Genomic DNA, 13963 nt, shown 5'->3' on the forward strand with positions numbered 1-13963 from the left:
CATCAGCCGACCGACTTGATGGGTGTCGCGGGCTCGCCCAGGTACGCCGCCATCGAGTCATCCAGGGCCTGCAACCACGGTGTGTGGTGCGGCGGCGACTGGGTGCCGGTCATCAGCGAGCGATAGGACTTGTCGCGATAGCCCATGATGTTTTCCGCCTTGTCGTGCTTCCAGTGCAGGAAGGTTTCGTTGACGGCGGCGATGTCGAAATTCGGGTAGTCGGTGGCGTCCACCAGTTGCTGGATATAGGCGCCCTGGTACTCGAACATCTGCTGGTTGGTTTCCAGGGCCTGTTCCCGTGCGTGCCACGCTTGGCTGTCGGCGACCATGTCGGCGTGGCCGGGCAACTGAATGCGCCCGAGGATCACGTCGCGGGCATACCAGGCCTGGGCGTCGAACATGTTGAAGGAGTACCACTGGTCCTGCATGCCGAGGTAGACCAGGCGGGGGTTGGGTTCCCAGAACACGCCCTTGTAGAGGTTCATCGGCCACAGGCGGTTGTCGGTCTTGAGGCTCAGTGCATCGGGCAGGAACGGGAAGTGGTGCTTGTAGCCGGTGCACAGGATCACCGCGTCGATGTGCTTGCTGCTGCCATCGACAAAGTACGCGCGGTTGTTTTCCAGGCGCTGGAGCAGCGGTTTTTCTTCCCAGTTATCCGGCCAGGCATAGCCCATGGGCGCGCTGCGGTAGCAACTGGTGATGCTGCGCGCGCCGTATTTGTAGCATTGCGAGCCGATGTCCTCGGCCGAATAGCTGCTGCCGACGATCAGCAGGTCCTTGTCCTTGAACTCCAGCGCCTCGCGGAAATCGTGGGCATGCAGGATGCGCCCGGCGAACTGTTCGAAGCCTTGGAAGTACGGCACCTTGGGCGTGGAGAAGTGGCCGCAGGCGTTGATCACGTAGTCGAATGTTTCGCAGGTCAAGGTGTCGCTGGTGTAGTCGTGGGCGTAGAGGGTGAAGCGCTGGCTCTGTTCGTCGAAGGTGACTTGGCGCACCACATTGTTGAAGCGGATGTAGTCGCGCACGCCGGCCTTTTCCACGCGGCCCTTGATGTAGTCCCACAGCACTTCACGCGGCGGGTAGGAACCGATGGGTCGGCCGAAATGCTCTTCGAAGGTGTAGTCGGCGAACTCCAGGCATTCCTTGGGGCCGTTGGACCACAGGTAGCGGTACATGCTGCCGTGCACCGGCTCGCCGTTCTCGTCGAGGCCGGTGCGCCAGGTGTAGTTCCACATGCCGCCCCAGTCCTGCTGTTTTTCAAAGCACACCAGCTCAGGGATGGCGGCGCCTTTGTCACGGGCCGACTGGAACGCGCGAAGTTGCGCCAGGCCGCATGGGCCGGCGCCGATGATTGCAACACGTAGGGTCATGAGCGTGCCTCCTGAAGGTTTCAGCGAAAGATCACTGTCTTGTCCTGGTTGATGAACACCCGGTGTTCCAGGTGGTATTTCAGGGCTTTGGAAAGGGCCACGGTTTCGGTGTCGCGGCCGATGGCGACCAGCGAGTCGGGCAGGTGGGTATGATCGACGCGCTGGATTTCCTGCTCGATGATCGGGCCCTCATCCAGGTCGCTGGTGACGTAGTGGGCGGTGGCGCCGATCAGCTTGACGCCACGGTCATAGGCCTGGTGGTAGGGCTTGGCGCCCTTGAACCCTGGGAGGAACGAGTGGTGGATATTGATCGCCCGGCCCGAGAGTTGCTGGCACAGGCCGTCGGACAGGATCTGCATGTAGCGCGCGAGCACCACCAGGTCGGTCTGGGTGTCTTCGACGATGCGCATCAGCTCGGCTTCCTGGCCGGCCTTGGTGTCCTGGGTGATCGGCAGGTAGATGAAGCGGATGCCTTCGCGCTCGGCCATCGCCCGCAGGTCCAGGTGGTTGGAGACCACGGCGGTGATGTGCATGTCCATCTCGCCCTTGCGGTGGCGGTAGAGCAGGTCGGTGAGGCAGTGGTCGAACTTGCTGACCATCAGCAGTACGCGGGTCGGTTGGCGTGAGCTGAACAACTGCCAGTGCATGTCGAAACCACCGGCCAGGTCGCCGAGGCCTTTGCGCAGGGCGCCGATGTCGCCGGTCACGCCGGTGTTGAAACGGAACACCGCGCGCATGAAAAACTGCCCGGTGAACTCATCGTCGAACTGCGCCAGCTCGCTGATGTAGCACTGCTGTCGGGCCAGGCACGCGCTGATCGCGGCGACAATCCCGGACGTCGCCGGGCAGGTGATCTTGAGGATGTAATGTTCGCGGGAGGCGTCCATCGAAGGCTCCTGAATTGCGTGAAGGAAGGCTCAGCCCTTGGCCGTGCGCTTGGTTTTTTGCGGGTCGTCGAAGGGCAGGGCGTGGGTGCTGGCGCTGGCCTCGAGGCTGCCGCGAACCTGCAAGGCAATACCGGGTTCGGAACAGGCGACGCTCATGCGCGCGATGGCCATCGAGCGTTTGCTCAGGCGCGAATACATGCCGCAGGTGATCACGCCGACTTGCTGGTTGCCCTGCCACACGGTGTCGCCGGCCTCGGCGGCGCGGACGCCCTCAAGCAGCACGCCGGTGATCTTGAAGCGCTCCTGGCCGCGCAGGCGCAGGTGTTCTTCGGCGCCACGGAAGGCGTTCTTGCCAGGTGAAACAGTGAAATCCAGGCCCATTTCCCAGAGGGTGTCGCCGGCCTTCTGGTCGGCGAAGGGGTACATCTGCGAGTTGTCGTAGGGGAAAAACATCAGCGAGCTTTCCACCCGCAGCCAGTCCAGGGCGGTGAAGGCGCAGGGAATGATCCCCAGGCTCGCGCCTTGTTCGAGGATGCTGTCCCACAGGAACGGCGCATCGGCGGCCTTGCAGAAAATCTCATAGCCACGTTCGCCGGTGTAGCCGGTGCGCGAGATCATCACCGGGCGGTCGAACAGGCGGGTTTGCAGGTGGTGGAAGTACGCCAGCTGGCGGATGCCGGGCACGTGTTCGGCGAGGAAATCCACCGCCAGCGGACCTTGCAGCGACAGGTCGTGCAGGTCGTCATCGAACAGCACCGCCACTTGCCGGCCCTGGGCCGAGCGCACGAGCATTTCATGCCCGGTGCCGGCGCCATGCACCACCATGAACGCGTTGGGGCCGGTGCGATAGACGATGCAGTCATCGACGAACTTACCGTCCTCGTCGAGCATCGAGGCGTACACCGATTTGCCCGGGTAGAGCTTGGCGATGTCGCGGGTGGTGGCCCACTGCAACAGGCTCTCGGCGTGGGGGCCCACGTAATGGACTTTTTTCAGGCCGGATACGTCCATCAGGCCGGCGCGGGTGCGGATCGCCTGGTGGTGGTCGGCGAGGTCACTGCTGTAGGTCCAGGCAGTGCCCATGCCGTTCCAGTCTTCGAGGTGGGAGCCGAGGGCGCGGTGCCGGTCGGCCAATGCAGAAATACGCCATGAGTGGGTCATGTGAGGTTCCTTGTCGTAGAAGAAGGGGCGTCAGGCCTGTGGGTCGAACTGGCTCAGCCACTCGACCAGCGTATGGCGGTAGCGGGTCATGCCCTTGTAGTCGGCGATGGGGTCGGGCAGGTCGCGCAGCACGCGGTGCAGGCGACAGCCCCAGCCGGGTTGTGTGACCAGATCGTCCAGGCTGATCAGGTAGGTGCGGATGCTGAACATCACCGCGTGGCTGCGCGGCAGGCGCGCCATCACTTGCAGCTCGACCCGCAGGTGCACCTGCTGGCCGACATTCTGCGCAGTGATCCGGCCGCGATCGGCGCCCCACTCATGGAAGGTTTCCGGCGACGAATCCAGGCGCGGGTTGATGGTCAGGGTCCAGTTCAAGCGCCGTACCGGCTGGCCGACCTGCAGGTTGAGCAGGTACTTCAGCGCCCGTTCGAACACGCCCATCTGATGGGCCATGGGCACCGGTGCGTGCCATTGCTTGAAACTCATGCCGGCGTCGAACGCCAGCGACCAGTCGGCCGGGCTGGTGACCAGGCCGGCGTCCATGTACAGGTCGCCGTCGCGCTGGTCGAGCAGGGCGAAATCCCCCTGCACCTGGCGGCCGATGTACTCCAGCGGCGCGCAGGGCAGGCTGCTGGCATCGCCGAAGATGAAGGCCTGGTCGATGTCCAGCAGGTGGTTGCGCCACTGCCAGCGCTCGCCGTTTTGCGTCAGGCTGAACGCCTGCGGGTAGTCGGCGGCCAGGTGCTCCATGATCATCTGCAGCGCATCCCAGGCCGCCACTTGCATGTGGGGCATCACCAGGTAGCGGCGCGGGTCCTTGTCCAGCACCAGGGCGCGCTCGGCCATTTCCGAGCGGTAGTGCTCGTCGATGTCGAAGGCGTGCTCATAGATCGAGCCGGGGTCGCGGGAGATGGCCGGTTCGATGTTTACCGAGTACAGGTAGCTGTCCTCGATAAAGGGAAAGGGGAAACGCCGGATCGCTGCCGGGCTGTTGCGAAAGCTGAAATCGTCGCGATAGCTCAGCACGGGGCTCGTTTGCAGGGGCATGGCACTCACTCCTATAGGTCCAGCGAAACGCAGGGGCCGCTGCCGCGCGAGACGCAGGGCATCAGAAAGTCGGCCTGCTCGGCCGGGCTGAGGAAGCTGTCGCGGTGTTCGATGGCGCCGCCCTGGTGGCGTGTGATGCACTGGCCGCAGACCCCGCCACGGCACAGGTTGGGCACCTGTAGTCCGGCGTGTTCCAGGGCTTCGAGCAGGCTTTGCTCGGCCTCGACCCGCAGGCGCCGGCCGCTGCGCAGCAGCTGCAGGTCGAATGGCTGGCCGGGTTGTGCGCCCTTGAAGGCTTCCGAATGCACACGTCTGCTCGGCCAACCGAGGCGTGCAGCGTGTTGCTCAACCGCCTCGAGCAAGGGCTGCGGACCGCAGGTGTAGACGTGGCTGCCCAGCGGCCGGTTGCCGAGGATTGGGTTAAGGTCCGGGCGCCGGTCGTAGGTGTGCAGGCGCGGGCCGAGACGCTGTTGCAGCTCGTCGAGATAGGCGTCGCTGAGGCCCCGGCGGAACAGGTAATGCAGTTCGAAGTCGGCCTGCTGTTGTTCCATCGCGGCGATATAGGCCATGAACGGCGTGATCCCGATCCCGGCGGCGATGAGGATATGCAGGCGCGCGGTGCCATGGGGTGCGAACAGATTGGCCGGTGGTGAAATCTGCAAGGTGTCGCCGACCTGCACCTGCCTGTGCAGGTACTGCGAGCCACCGCGCGAGGCGTCTTGCAGGCGCACGGCGATGCGGTAGTGCTGGGGCTGCGCCGGGTCGCTGGTGAGTGAATAGGCGTTGCGCACCGTGCCTTCGGCCAGCGGCAGGTGCACCTGCACATGGCTGCCGGGCGAGAAGCCGGGCAGGCTGCCCGTGGCGGGCGTCAGGGTGAATTCGCGCACCACCGGCGTGAGCATGCGTGCGGCGCTGACCTGGACCTTGAGGGCCGCGCTCATGGCTGGAACCCCGCGTAGGGCTGGTCGGGGTTGATGCACACGCCGAGATACGCCCCCAGGCGCCGGGAAAAATGCGTGCGGACCTCCAGCCCGACGTGGCAGCCGATGCAGTTCAACAGCGGCTCCGGCCCGGCCGCCTGGGTCAGGCCGCAGTGTGCGCAATACACCTGGCGCAGGCCGGGTGTGGTGCAGGTCATGTCGATCTCGTCGTCTTCCAGGCCAGCGGCGCGGGCCTCGCCGTGCACACGCCAGATAAAGGCTTCGTCGCCCAGCAGGTAGAGCCGGCAGCCCACGGTGGCGCTGGCCAGCGCCTGTTGCAGGCGTCGCGCAAAGTCGGGGTGTTCGCCGTTCAACAGCACGGGCATGTGCAGTTCGCTGATGAACCCTGCGCTGGCGGCGGCTGATTGCATCACCACGATGGGGCGGCTGCGGGTGTGGGTCATGGGGGCTCTCCACGGTGAGTTTTGTTTCCTGTTGGGAGAGATACTTTCCTATGGGGAAAATCTTCTCAATCTGGAAAAAGGGCTATGCCTTTGGAGATAAGCCTTGCGCGCCGACCATTCGGGGCATGGAAGTTGCTGGGCCTTTCGACCACGCAGCGCAACCGGACGGGGAGTTATCGAAGAGTGCTGACACGACCAAAAGGCTGGCCGCTCTGGTTGGGGCCTGTACGCCCCGAACAGGCGCGCAGCGTGCGCAGGTTGTTGGCCGGGTTGCCCCTGCACGCTGACGGTGCCTTGTCAGGTTTCCTGGACCGTTTCGACGCACTGCTGCCGCCTGCCAGGCTCAACCTGATCCTCGGCGGCGAAGACCTGGGCCCGACGCGACGAGGGTGGGTCGACGGCTGCCAGGCGGTCGCGCGTTGCCCCTGGCGCGACGCCAGCGTGACGGACGCCCCCCAAGCCTGCGGACCGTGCCGGCAACGGGGCGTGCACCGTCTGGTGTGCGCCTTGCCCGAGGGTGAAAAGGGCGCATTGCTGCTCGACACTCCCCGGCGCGCCGGTGGCAGTTGGCGCCAGCTACTGGAAGAGGCGGCGCAGGCGGTAGGTGTGAGCGTGCGCCTGCGCAGTCAAACCCGTGAACAGCAGCGCAAACAGGCGACCTCCCGCCACGGTGCCCTGGCCCGTGAACTGCACGATTCGGTGGCGCAGCAGTTGGGTTACCTGTCGTTCCAGGCCCATGGCTTGCAGTCGCAACTGGGCGAGCCGGCACTGCAGGACCTGTGCACCGGCCTGAGCCAACTGCAACGCCAGGTGCGCGAGCTGATCACCAGTGCGCGCCTGACCATGGACGGGCGCTCGCTGCGTCAGGCCCTGGCCGACTCCGTCGCGGAGTTCTCGCGGCGCTGCATCATCGTCTTCGAACTCGACAACCGCCTGGCCGACGACGCCCTGAGCCCGGAAACCGAATTGCAGATCCTGCAGATCATTCGCGAGGCCCTGGCCAATGCGGTGCGGCATTCCCACGCGCGCCACGTGCGCATCGAACTGCGCCAGACCCAGGACGGCGACGCCTCGGTGTCGGTGGAAGACGATGGCATCGGCTTGATCCCGGCCTGCGACGAGCACAACCATTTCGGCCTGGCGATTATCCGCGAGCGCGCCGCCAGCATCGGCGCGCGGCTGAGCATAGAAGCGATCCGCCCGCACGGGGTGCGCGTGCACCTTGGCCTGCGCCGCCACCACGATCTGCCACAGGGGAGTCTCGATGGGCTGCACGACCTTATTACTGATCGATGATCACCCGTTGTTTCGCAAGGGCCTGGCGCAGTTGTTCGATGCCAGCGGCGACTTCGAAGTGGTGGGGCAGGCGGCCAGCGGCCGCGAGGGCATCAACCTGGCCGTGAGCCTGACGCCGCAACAGGTGCTGCTGGATTTGCACATGCCTGGCCTCAGCGGTTTGCAGGTGCTGGATGAACTGCGCCAGTTGCATCTGGATTGCCAGGTGGTGGTGCTCACCGCCTCCATGGACCGCGCCGAGTTGCTCACGGCCTTGCGCCTGGGCGCCAGCGGTTATGTGCTCAAGGAAACCGAGCCGGATGCGTTGCTGGCGTATATGCGCAACTGCCACAAGGGCGCGATCGTACTGGACTCGAGCCTGATTGCCTTGCTCGCCGACCAGGCCGAGCCCACGCAAGCGTGTGAAGCTGTGGGCAGCGAAAACCTCACCGAGCGCGAAGGCCAGACCCTGGCGCTGATCGCCGCCGGCATGAGTAACAAACAGATCGGCAGGGAACTGGGGATCAGCGACGGCACGGTGAAAATCTACGTGCGCAGCCTGTTGCAGAAGCTCGGCCTGCATTCGCGCCTGGAGCTGGCGGCCTGGGTGCACAGCGGTGCCTTGATGAAACACGAGGAGCGCCACTAGATGAGGGACAGCCCCGAAGCGTTTGCGCCGCCGCCGATTGACCTGATGGATTGCTTTCCCGCCGCCTTATTGCAACTGCGCGACAACGGTCAGATCGCCCACTTCAACCTGGCCTGGGCCGAGTTGATGGGCGCGCCGGGCGCGGAGCGCAACCTGATGGACTACGTGCACCAGGAAGACCGCCCGCTATGGCGCCAGGCCCTGAATGAACTGCGTCGCCGCCCCGACACCTCATTCAACCAGCGGCTGCGCTTTGTGCACCCCAGTGGCGAACTGCGCTGGTTCGAGATCAGCCTCAAGCGCGGCCCCCAAGGCTTCTACCTGGTGGCCGGGGACGTTACTGCCCACAAGCGCCGCGAAATCGCCTGGCAGGCCAGCCAGCGCAGCAGCATGAGCTTGCTCGACAGCATGCCGGGCCTGATCTATCGCGGCCGCAACAACCGCGACTGGACCATGGAATTCGTCAGCGCCGGCTGCCTGGAGTTGACCGGTTACCCCGCTGAGCGACTGGTGGACAACCATGAGTTCACCTACAACAGCCTGATCCTGGCGCAGGACGCCGATTATGTGTGGCGCGAGGTGCAATATGCGTTGTCACGGCAGGAGCCGTTCGAGCTCAATTACCGGATTCGCTGCGCCGACCGCTCGATCAAGCACGTGTGGGAGAAGGGCGTGGGGATTTATGCGGATACCCGTGAGGTGTTGGGGATCGAGGGGGCGATTTTCGAGCGCAAGAGTTGACGGATAAACGCGCTTCAAATGTGGGAGGGGGGCTTGCCCCCGATGAGGGCGTGTCAGTGAATGCATCTTTAACTGACACAACGCTATCGGGGGCAAGCCCCCTCCCACATGGAATTCAATGCGCGCCTGCGGCCTTGTTCAGATCACTCTCCGCCCACTGCGTATACACGCACGCATCCGCCGTCGCCCAGCGCACACGCACCGGGTCGCCGGCCTTGAGGGGCATGCCCGCAGCGGACAGCGCCTTGACCGTCATCGATGTGCCGCCGAGGGTTTTCACTGTGCAGGTCTGGCTCTCGCCGAGGAACAGCACCTCACCCACAATCGCCGACACTTCATTCCAGCCCGCTGCCAACGATTGCTCTGCGGCCTGTTCGACACTCAGCGCCAGGGCTTTTTCCGGGCGTACCATCAGCAGCACCTCCTGCTCGGTGTGCAACCCGCTGGTCAGGCGGATCGACACGGATTGGCCTTCGAACGCCGCCACGGCATTGCCCTGGGCCTTGAGCTTGAGGAAGTTGGAGTTGCCGAGGAACGACGCTACGAACGCGTTCGGCGGGTTCTGGTACAGGTCGAAGCCGCTGCCCAGGCCGACGATCTTGCCGTGGCTGAAAATCGCGATGCGCTGGGACAGGCGCATGGCTTCTTCCTGGTCGTGGGTCACGTAGACGATGGTGATGCCCAGGCGCCGGTGCAGTTGACGCAGTTCGTCCTGCAGGTCTTCGCGCAACTTCTTGTCGAGTGCGCCGAGGGGTTCGTCCATCAGCAGGATGCGTGGTTCGTACACCAGCGCGCGGGCGATGGCGACCCGTTGCTGTTGGCCGCCGGACAATTGCGAAGGGCGGCGATGGGCGAACTGTTCCAACTGCACCAGCTTGAGCATGGCGTCGACGCGCTTGTCGCGTTCGGCGCTGGCCAGTTTGCGAATCGCCAGGGGGAAGGCGATGTTGTCGCGCACCGACAAATGCGGGAACAGCGAGTAACGCTGGAACACCATGCCGATGTCGCGCTTGTGCGGCGGTACGTTGACCAGCGATTGGCCGCTGACCAGGATCTCGCCGCTGCTTGGGGTTTCGAAGCCGGCAAGCATCGACAGCGTGGTGCTTTTGCCCGAGCCGCTGGAGCCGAGGAAGGTGAGGAATTCGCCGTCCCGGATGTCCAGCGAGATGTTGTCCACGGCAGCGAATTCGCCGTAGTGCTTGTTCAGGTTGCGCAGGCTGACCAGGGGTTGGCCATGGCTCTGCGCGACATCGTTGATCACTGCACTCATGTTCTTCTCCTCGGCGCTCAAGCGCGGGTTTCGGTACGCCGGCGAACGGCGGCGGCAATCACCATGACCAGCACCGAGAGGCCGATCAGCAGCGTCGACGCGACGGCGATCACAGGCGTCAGGTCCTGGCGCAGGGTGGTCCACATTTTTACGGGAAGGGTTTGCAGGGTCGGGCTGGCCATCATCACGCTGAGCACCACTTCGTCCCACGAGACCAGGAAAGCGAACAGCGCACCGGCGACCATCCCCGGACGAATCGCCGGAAAGGTCACCTTGAACACTGCCTGCAACCGCGAGGCGCCGCAGATCACCGCCGCGTCTTCGATCGACTGGTCGAACAGTTTCAGCGAGTTGATGATCGAGATGATGGTGAACGGCAGCGCCACGATCACATGGCTGACCACAAAGGCGAACAGCGTGCCGGTGTAGCCAAGCTTCAGGAACAGCGCGTACACCGCCACGGCGATGATCACCAGCGGCACGATCATTGGCAGGGTGAACAGGCCGTAGAGCAATTCACGGCCGGGGAAGCGCCCGCGCACCAGGGCAAAGGCGGTGGGCAGGCCGAGGGCGACGGCGAATACGGTGGTCAGCACGGCCACCTTGAGGCTGGCCATGGCCGCGTTCATCCAGTCGGCGTTGGAGAAGAACTGGCCGTACCATTTCAGCGTCCAGCCCGGCGGCGGGAACACCAGCCATTGCGACGAGCCGAACGACAGCAGCACGATAAACACGATCGGCAGCAGCAGGAACAGGCCGATCAACCCGGTGGTGGTGTAGAGGCCCAAGCGCATCCTGCGGCTCATGGCATTGGGAGTCAGGAGCATGACGGCTTACCTCGCGTTGCTGGCGCCAACCGGGGATTCCGGCTGAAGCTTCAGGTAGAAGTAGAACAGCACCAGGGTGATGAAGATCAGCAACGCGGCGCCGGCACTGGCCAGGCCCCAATTGAGGAACGATTGCACCTGCTGGATGATGAACTCGGGCAGCATCATGTTCTGCGCACCGCCGAGCAGCGCCGGGGTGACGTAGTAACCGAGGGACATCACGAACACCATCAGGCCGCCGGAGAACAACCCCGGCCGGCACAGCGGCAGGAACACGCGAAAGAAGTTGGTCCACGGGCTCGCGCCGCAGATCGAGCCGGCCTGCAGGATCATCGGGTCGATGGCCTGCATGGTCGCCTGCAACGGCAGCACGATGAACGGGATCATGATGTAGCTCATGCCGATCACCACGCCGGTGAGGTTATGCACCATCTCCAGGGGCACATCGATGATGCCCATGGCCATCAGCGCCTTGTTGATCACCCCGGAGGCCTGCAGCAAGACCAGCCAGGAATAGGTGCGGGCGAGCAGGCTGGTCCACATCGACAGCAGCACAATATTCAGGATCCAGCGTCCCCAGCCGCGCGGCACCAGGGTGATCGCCCAGGCCAGCGGAAAGCCCAGCAGCAGGCTGAACAGGGTCACCAGGCCCGCCACCGAAAAGGTGTTGAGCAGCACCCGCGCATAGGCCGAGTTGGCGAACAGCTGTTCGTAATTGCCCAGGCCCGGCGTGGGTTCCAGTACGCCGCGCAGCAACAGGCCGATCAGCGGCGCCAGGAAGAACAGGCCGAGGAACAGCAGGGCCGGGATCAGGTTGCTCGACCCCCGCCAACGCTGCGCCAGGGAGGGCGCCCCGGCCTTGGGCGAAACCGCGCCGGCAGCGCCGAGGGCGCTCCCGGTCGGTGTGGTTGCCGTCATTTTCATTTGACTAGCCATTCATTCCACCGTGTCGCAATGGCCGGACCGTTCTTGGCCCAGTAGGCGAAATCGAGGGTGATCTGGTCCTTGACGTAGGCGGTCGGCAGGTTCGGCGCGAGCACCGAATCCAGGCGCTGCACGCTGTCGATGTTCACCGGTGCATAGGCGGTCAGGTTGGAGAAATCCGCCTGACCCTTGGCGCTGCTGGCGTTGGCCAGGAACTTCATCGCAGCCGCTTTGTTTTTCGAACCTTTAGGCACGACGAGGATGTCAGCCATGACCAGGTTCTGCTTCCAGCTCACGCCCACGGGCGCGCCGTCTTCCTGCAGGGCGTGGATGCGACCGTTCCAGAACTGGCCCATGCTGACTTCGCCGGACGCCAGCAACTGTTGTGACTGCGCACCGCCGCCCCACCAGACGATGTCTTTCTTGATGGTGTCGAGTTTCTTGAAGGCGCGGTCCAGGTCCAGGGGGTAGAGCTTGTCGGCCGGGACGCCGTCGGCCAGCAGCGCCAGTTCGAGCACGCCGGGGCTTGGCCATTTGTAGAGGGCGCGTTTGCCGGGGTAGGTCTTGGTGTCGAACAGCGCGGTCCAGTCCTGGGGCTTGCCGGCGCCGAGCTTGCCTTCGTTGTAGCCGAGCACGAAAGAGAAGAAGAACGAGCCCACGCCATGGTCGGAGACGAAGCGCGGGTCGATCTTGTCGCGCTGGATCACCGAGAAGTCGAGGGGTTCGAGCAGGCCTTCGGCGGCGGCGCGCAAGGCGAAGTCGGCCTCGACATCCACCACGTCCCACTGCACGTTGCCGCTTTCGACCATGGCCTTGAGTTTGCCGTAGTCGGTGGGGCCATCCTGGACCACGGTAATGCCGCTGGCCTTGCTGAACGGGTCGGCCCAGGCCTGCTTCTGCGCATCCTGGGTGCTACCGCCCCAGCTCACGAAGTTGACGCTTTCGGCCGCCATGGCCGCGTGAGTGGCCGTGGCCAATAAACCCGCGAACAGCACCGCGGTTGCACGTTTGTTCAACACCATTTTCACGCCCTCATTTGTTTTGTTATTGAGCGGGCTTGGTAATGCCCGCCTATCGGGAGCAGTAGGTCCATCGGGGGCCTCTAATCGAGACCCCGAAAGGCGACCGTGCCAAGGGCTGTTATTGGTGCTCTCCCTGGCGGGCGCACTTGGCGGAAGCGTTCGGTCTATGGAATATCATATTATGGTATTCCAAACTTTGTGCAAGCATTTTGCCTTACCGGTTATCCGTCATTCGGTGAAGGGAATGCTCTCGACCACCTCCAGGTCGTAGCCGGTCAGCCCGGCGTATTTGAGGGGCGGGCCGAGGTGACGCAGCTTGCCGACGCCGAGGTCCTGCAAGATCTGCGCCCCGGTGCCCACTTCGGAATAGATGCGCGACTGCGAGCGGTTGAACTGGCGCGGTGCCTGGGTCAGTTGCGGCACGCGTTCCAGCAGCGCCTGGGACGACTCATGGTTGGCCAGCACCACCACCACGCCGCTGCCTTCAGCGGCGACACGTTGCAAGGCCGCCCACAGCGTCCAGTTGGACGGGCCGCTGTAGTCGGCACCGACCAGGTCGCGCAGCGGGTCGATCACATGCACGCGCCCCAGCGCCGGGGTATCGCGGCGCAACTGGCCCATCACCATTGCCATGTGCACGCCGCCGTCGATGCGGTCTTCAAAGGTGATCAGGCGGAACGTGCCGTGCACCGTGGGCAGGTCGCGTTCACCGATGCGCACCACGGTGCGTTCGGTGCTGAGGCGGTAGTGGATCAGGTCGGCGATGGTGCCGATCTTGATGCCGTGCTTGCGCGCGAAGATTTCCAGGTCGGGGCGGCGGGCCATGGTGCCGTCATCGTTCATCACTTCGACGATCACCGATGCGGGGGTGTGCCCGGCCAGGCGCGCCAGGTCGCAGCCGGCTTCAGTGTGGCCGGCGCGGGTCAACACGCCGCCGTCCTTGGCGCGCAACGGGAAGATATGCCCCGGCTGCACGATGTCGGCCGGCCCGGCATTGCTGTCGACGGCCGCTGCCACGGTGCGTGCGCGGTCGGCGGCGGAGATGCCGGTGGTCACGCCGCTGGCGGCTTCGATGGACACGGTAAACGCGGTGCTGAACACGCTGCCGTTGCTCGGCACCATCTGTTCCAGGCCAAGGCGCTGGCAGTGTTCGTCGGTAAGGGTCAGGCAGATCAGGCCACGGGCTTCGCGGGCCATGAAACTGATAGTCTCGGCGGTGCAGCAGGCCGCAGGCAGCAACAGGTCGCCTTCGTTTTCCCGGTCTTCGTCGTCCACCAGGAGCACCATCTTGCCTTGGCGGTAGTCTTCGATGATGTCTGCGATGCTGTTGAAGGACATGGAGAGTGCTCGATTTGTTGGTTGTATGTATTATGGTATACCACAAAAACTCAACAAGAGGATGTCAC

14 protein-coding genes are annotated in these 13963 nt (G+C 64.2%); 3 read left to right on the forward strand and 11 right to left on the reverse strand.

The window, feature by feature from the left end; all coding sequences use genetic code 11:
- Positions 1–2 precede the first annotated feature (2 nt).
- The 6 genes from C8K58_RS26060 to C8K58_RS26085 are packed head-to-tail and all read right to left on the reverse strand — an operon-like array spanning position 3 to position 5849.
- Complete coding sequence (locus C8K58_RS26060) at positions 3–1370, reverse strand: NAD(P)-binding domain-containing protein (RefSeq protein WP_108574600.1); 1368 nt, start codon at positions 1368–1370, stop codon at positions 3–5.
- Between the two features lie 20 nt (positions 1371–1390).
- Positions 1391–2257: a formyltetrahydrofolate deformylase gene (gene purU, locus C8K58_RS26065; protein ID WP_108574601.1), complete on the reverse strand. Its 867-nt coding sequence runs from the start codon at positions 2255–2257 to the stop codon at positions 1391–1393.
- A gap of 30 nt (positions 2258–2287) precedes the next feature.
- Entirely contained in the window at positions 2288–3418 is a 1131-nt protein-coding gene (locus C8K58_RS26070) for an aminomethyltransferase family protein (RefSeq protein ID WP_027603588.1), read from the reverse strand.
- Positions 3419–3448: 30 nt separating this feature from the next.
- Positions 3449–4465 (reverse strand): DUF3445 domain-containing protein, encoded by a 1017-nt coding sequence (locus tag C8K58_RS26075; RefSeq protein ID WP_027603589.1) that lies wholly within the window; start codon positions 4463–4465, stop codon positions 3449–3451.
- Between the two features lie 11 nt (positions 4466–4476).
- Entirely contained in the window at positions 4477–5406 is a 930-nt protein-coding gene (locus C8K58_RS26080; protein WP_027603590.1) for a PDR/VanB family oxidoreductase, read from the reverse strand.
- Positions 5403–5849 carry a dimethylamine monooxygenase subunit DmmA family protein gene (locus C8K58_RS26085; protein ID WP_027603591.1) on the reverse strand — a complete coding sequence of 149 codons (447 nt, stop codon included), beginning with the start codon at positions 5847–5849 and terminating at the stop codon, positions 5403–5405. The genes C8K58_RS26080 and C8K58_RS26085 overlap by 4 nt, the downstream gene beginning before the upstream one ends.
- 249 nt (positions 5850–6098) lie before the next feature.
- On the opposite strand from C8K58_RS26085, the gene C8K58_RS26090 reads away from it, so the two are divergent.
- From C8K58_RS26090 to C8K58_RS26100, 3 genes are read left to right on the forward strand one after another with little or no spacing between them, the layout of a single operon-like run.
- Complete coding sequence (locus C8K58_RS26090) at positions 6099–7145, forward strand: ATP-binding protein (protein ID WP_027603624.1); 1047 nt, start codon at positions 6099–6101, stop codon at positions 7143–7145.
- Positions 7114–7773 carry a response regulator gene (locus tag C8K58_RS26095; protein ID WP_027603592.1) on the forward strand — a complete coding sequence of 220 codons (660 nt, stop codon included), beginning with the start codon at positions 7114–7116 and terminating at the stop codon, positions 7771–7773. The genes C8K58_RS26090 and C8K58_RS26095 overlap by 32 nt, the downstream gene beginning before the upstream one ends.
- On the forward strand, positions 7774–8514 hold the full coding sequence (locus C8K58_RS26100) for a PAS domain-containing protein (RefSeq protein WP_027603593.1): 741 nt from the start codon (positions 7774–7776) through the stop codon (positions 8512–8514).
- Positions 8515–8629: 115 nt separating this feature from the next.
- Here C8K58_RS26100 and C8K58_RS26105 read toward each other — a convergent pair whose 3' ends face one another.
- The 5 genes from C8K58_RS26105 to ribBA form a co-directional block, all read right to left on the reverse strand.
- The gene (locus tag C8K58_RS26105) at positions 8630–9784 is read right to left on the reverse strand and encodes an ABC transporter ATP-binding protein (RefSeq protein WP_027603594.1); all 1155 of its coding nucleotides are present in this window, start codon (positions 9782–9784) and stop codon (positions 8630–8632) included.
- A 17-nt stretch (positions 9785–9801) separates the two neighbouring features.
- Positions 9802–10611, reverse strand: coding sequence for an ABC transporter permease (locus C8K58_RS26110; protein WP_108574602.1), 810 nt, complete (start codon positions 10609–10611; stop codon positions 9802–9804).
- A 6-nt stretch (positions 10612–10617) separates the two neighbouring features.
- Positions 10618–11535 (reverse strand): ABC transporter permease, encoded by a 918-nt coding sequence (locus C8K58_RS26115; protein ID WP_053139514.1) that lies wholly within the window; start codon positions 11533–11535, stop codon positions 10618–10620.
- Entirely contained in the window at positions 11532–12557 is a 1026-nt protein-coding gene (locus C8K58_RS26120; protein WP_027603596.1) for an ABC transporter substrate-binding protein, read from the reverse strand. Before C8K58_RS26120 ends, C8K58_RS26115 begins: the two co-directional genes overlap by 4 nt.
- 228 nt (positions 12558–12785) lie before the next feature.
- Positions 12786–13895, reverse strand: coding sequence for a bifunctional 3,4-dihydroxy-2-butanone-4-phosphate synthase/GTP cyclohydrolase II (gene ribBA / locus C8K58_RS26125; RefSeq protein WP_108574604.1), 1110 nt, complete (start codon positions 13893–13895; stop codon positions 12786–12788).
- Between the last annotated feature and the right edge of the window lie 68 nt (positions 13896–13963).

The sequence above is a fragment of the Pseudomonas sp. GV047 genome (assembly GCF_003058245.1).
GTDB lineage: Bacteria > Pseudomonadota > Gammaproteobacteria > Pseudomonadales > Pseudomonadaceae > Aquipseudomonas > Aquipseudomonas marginalis.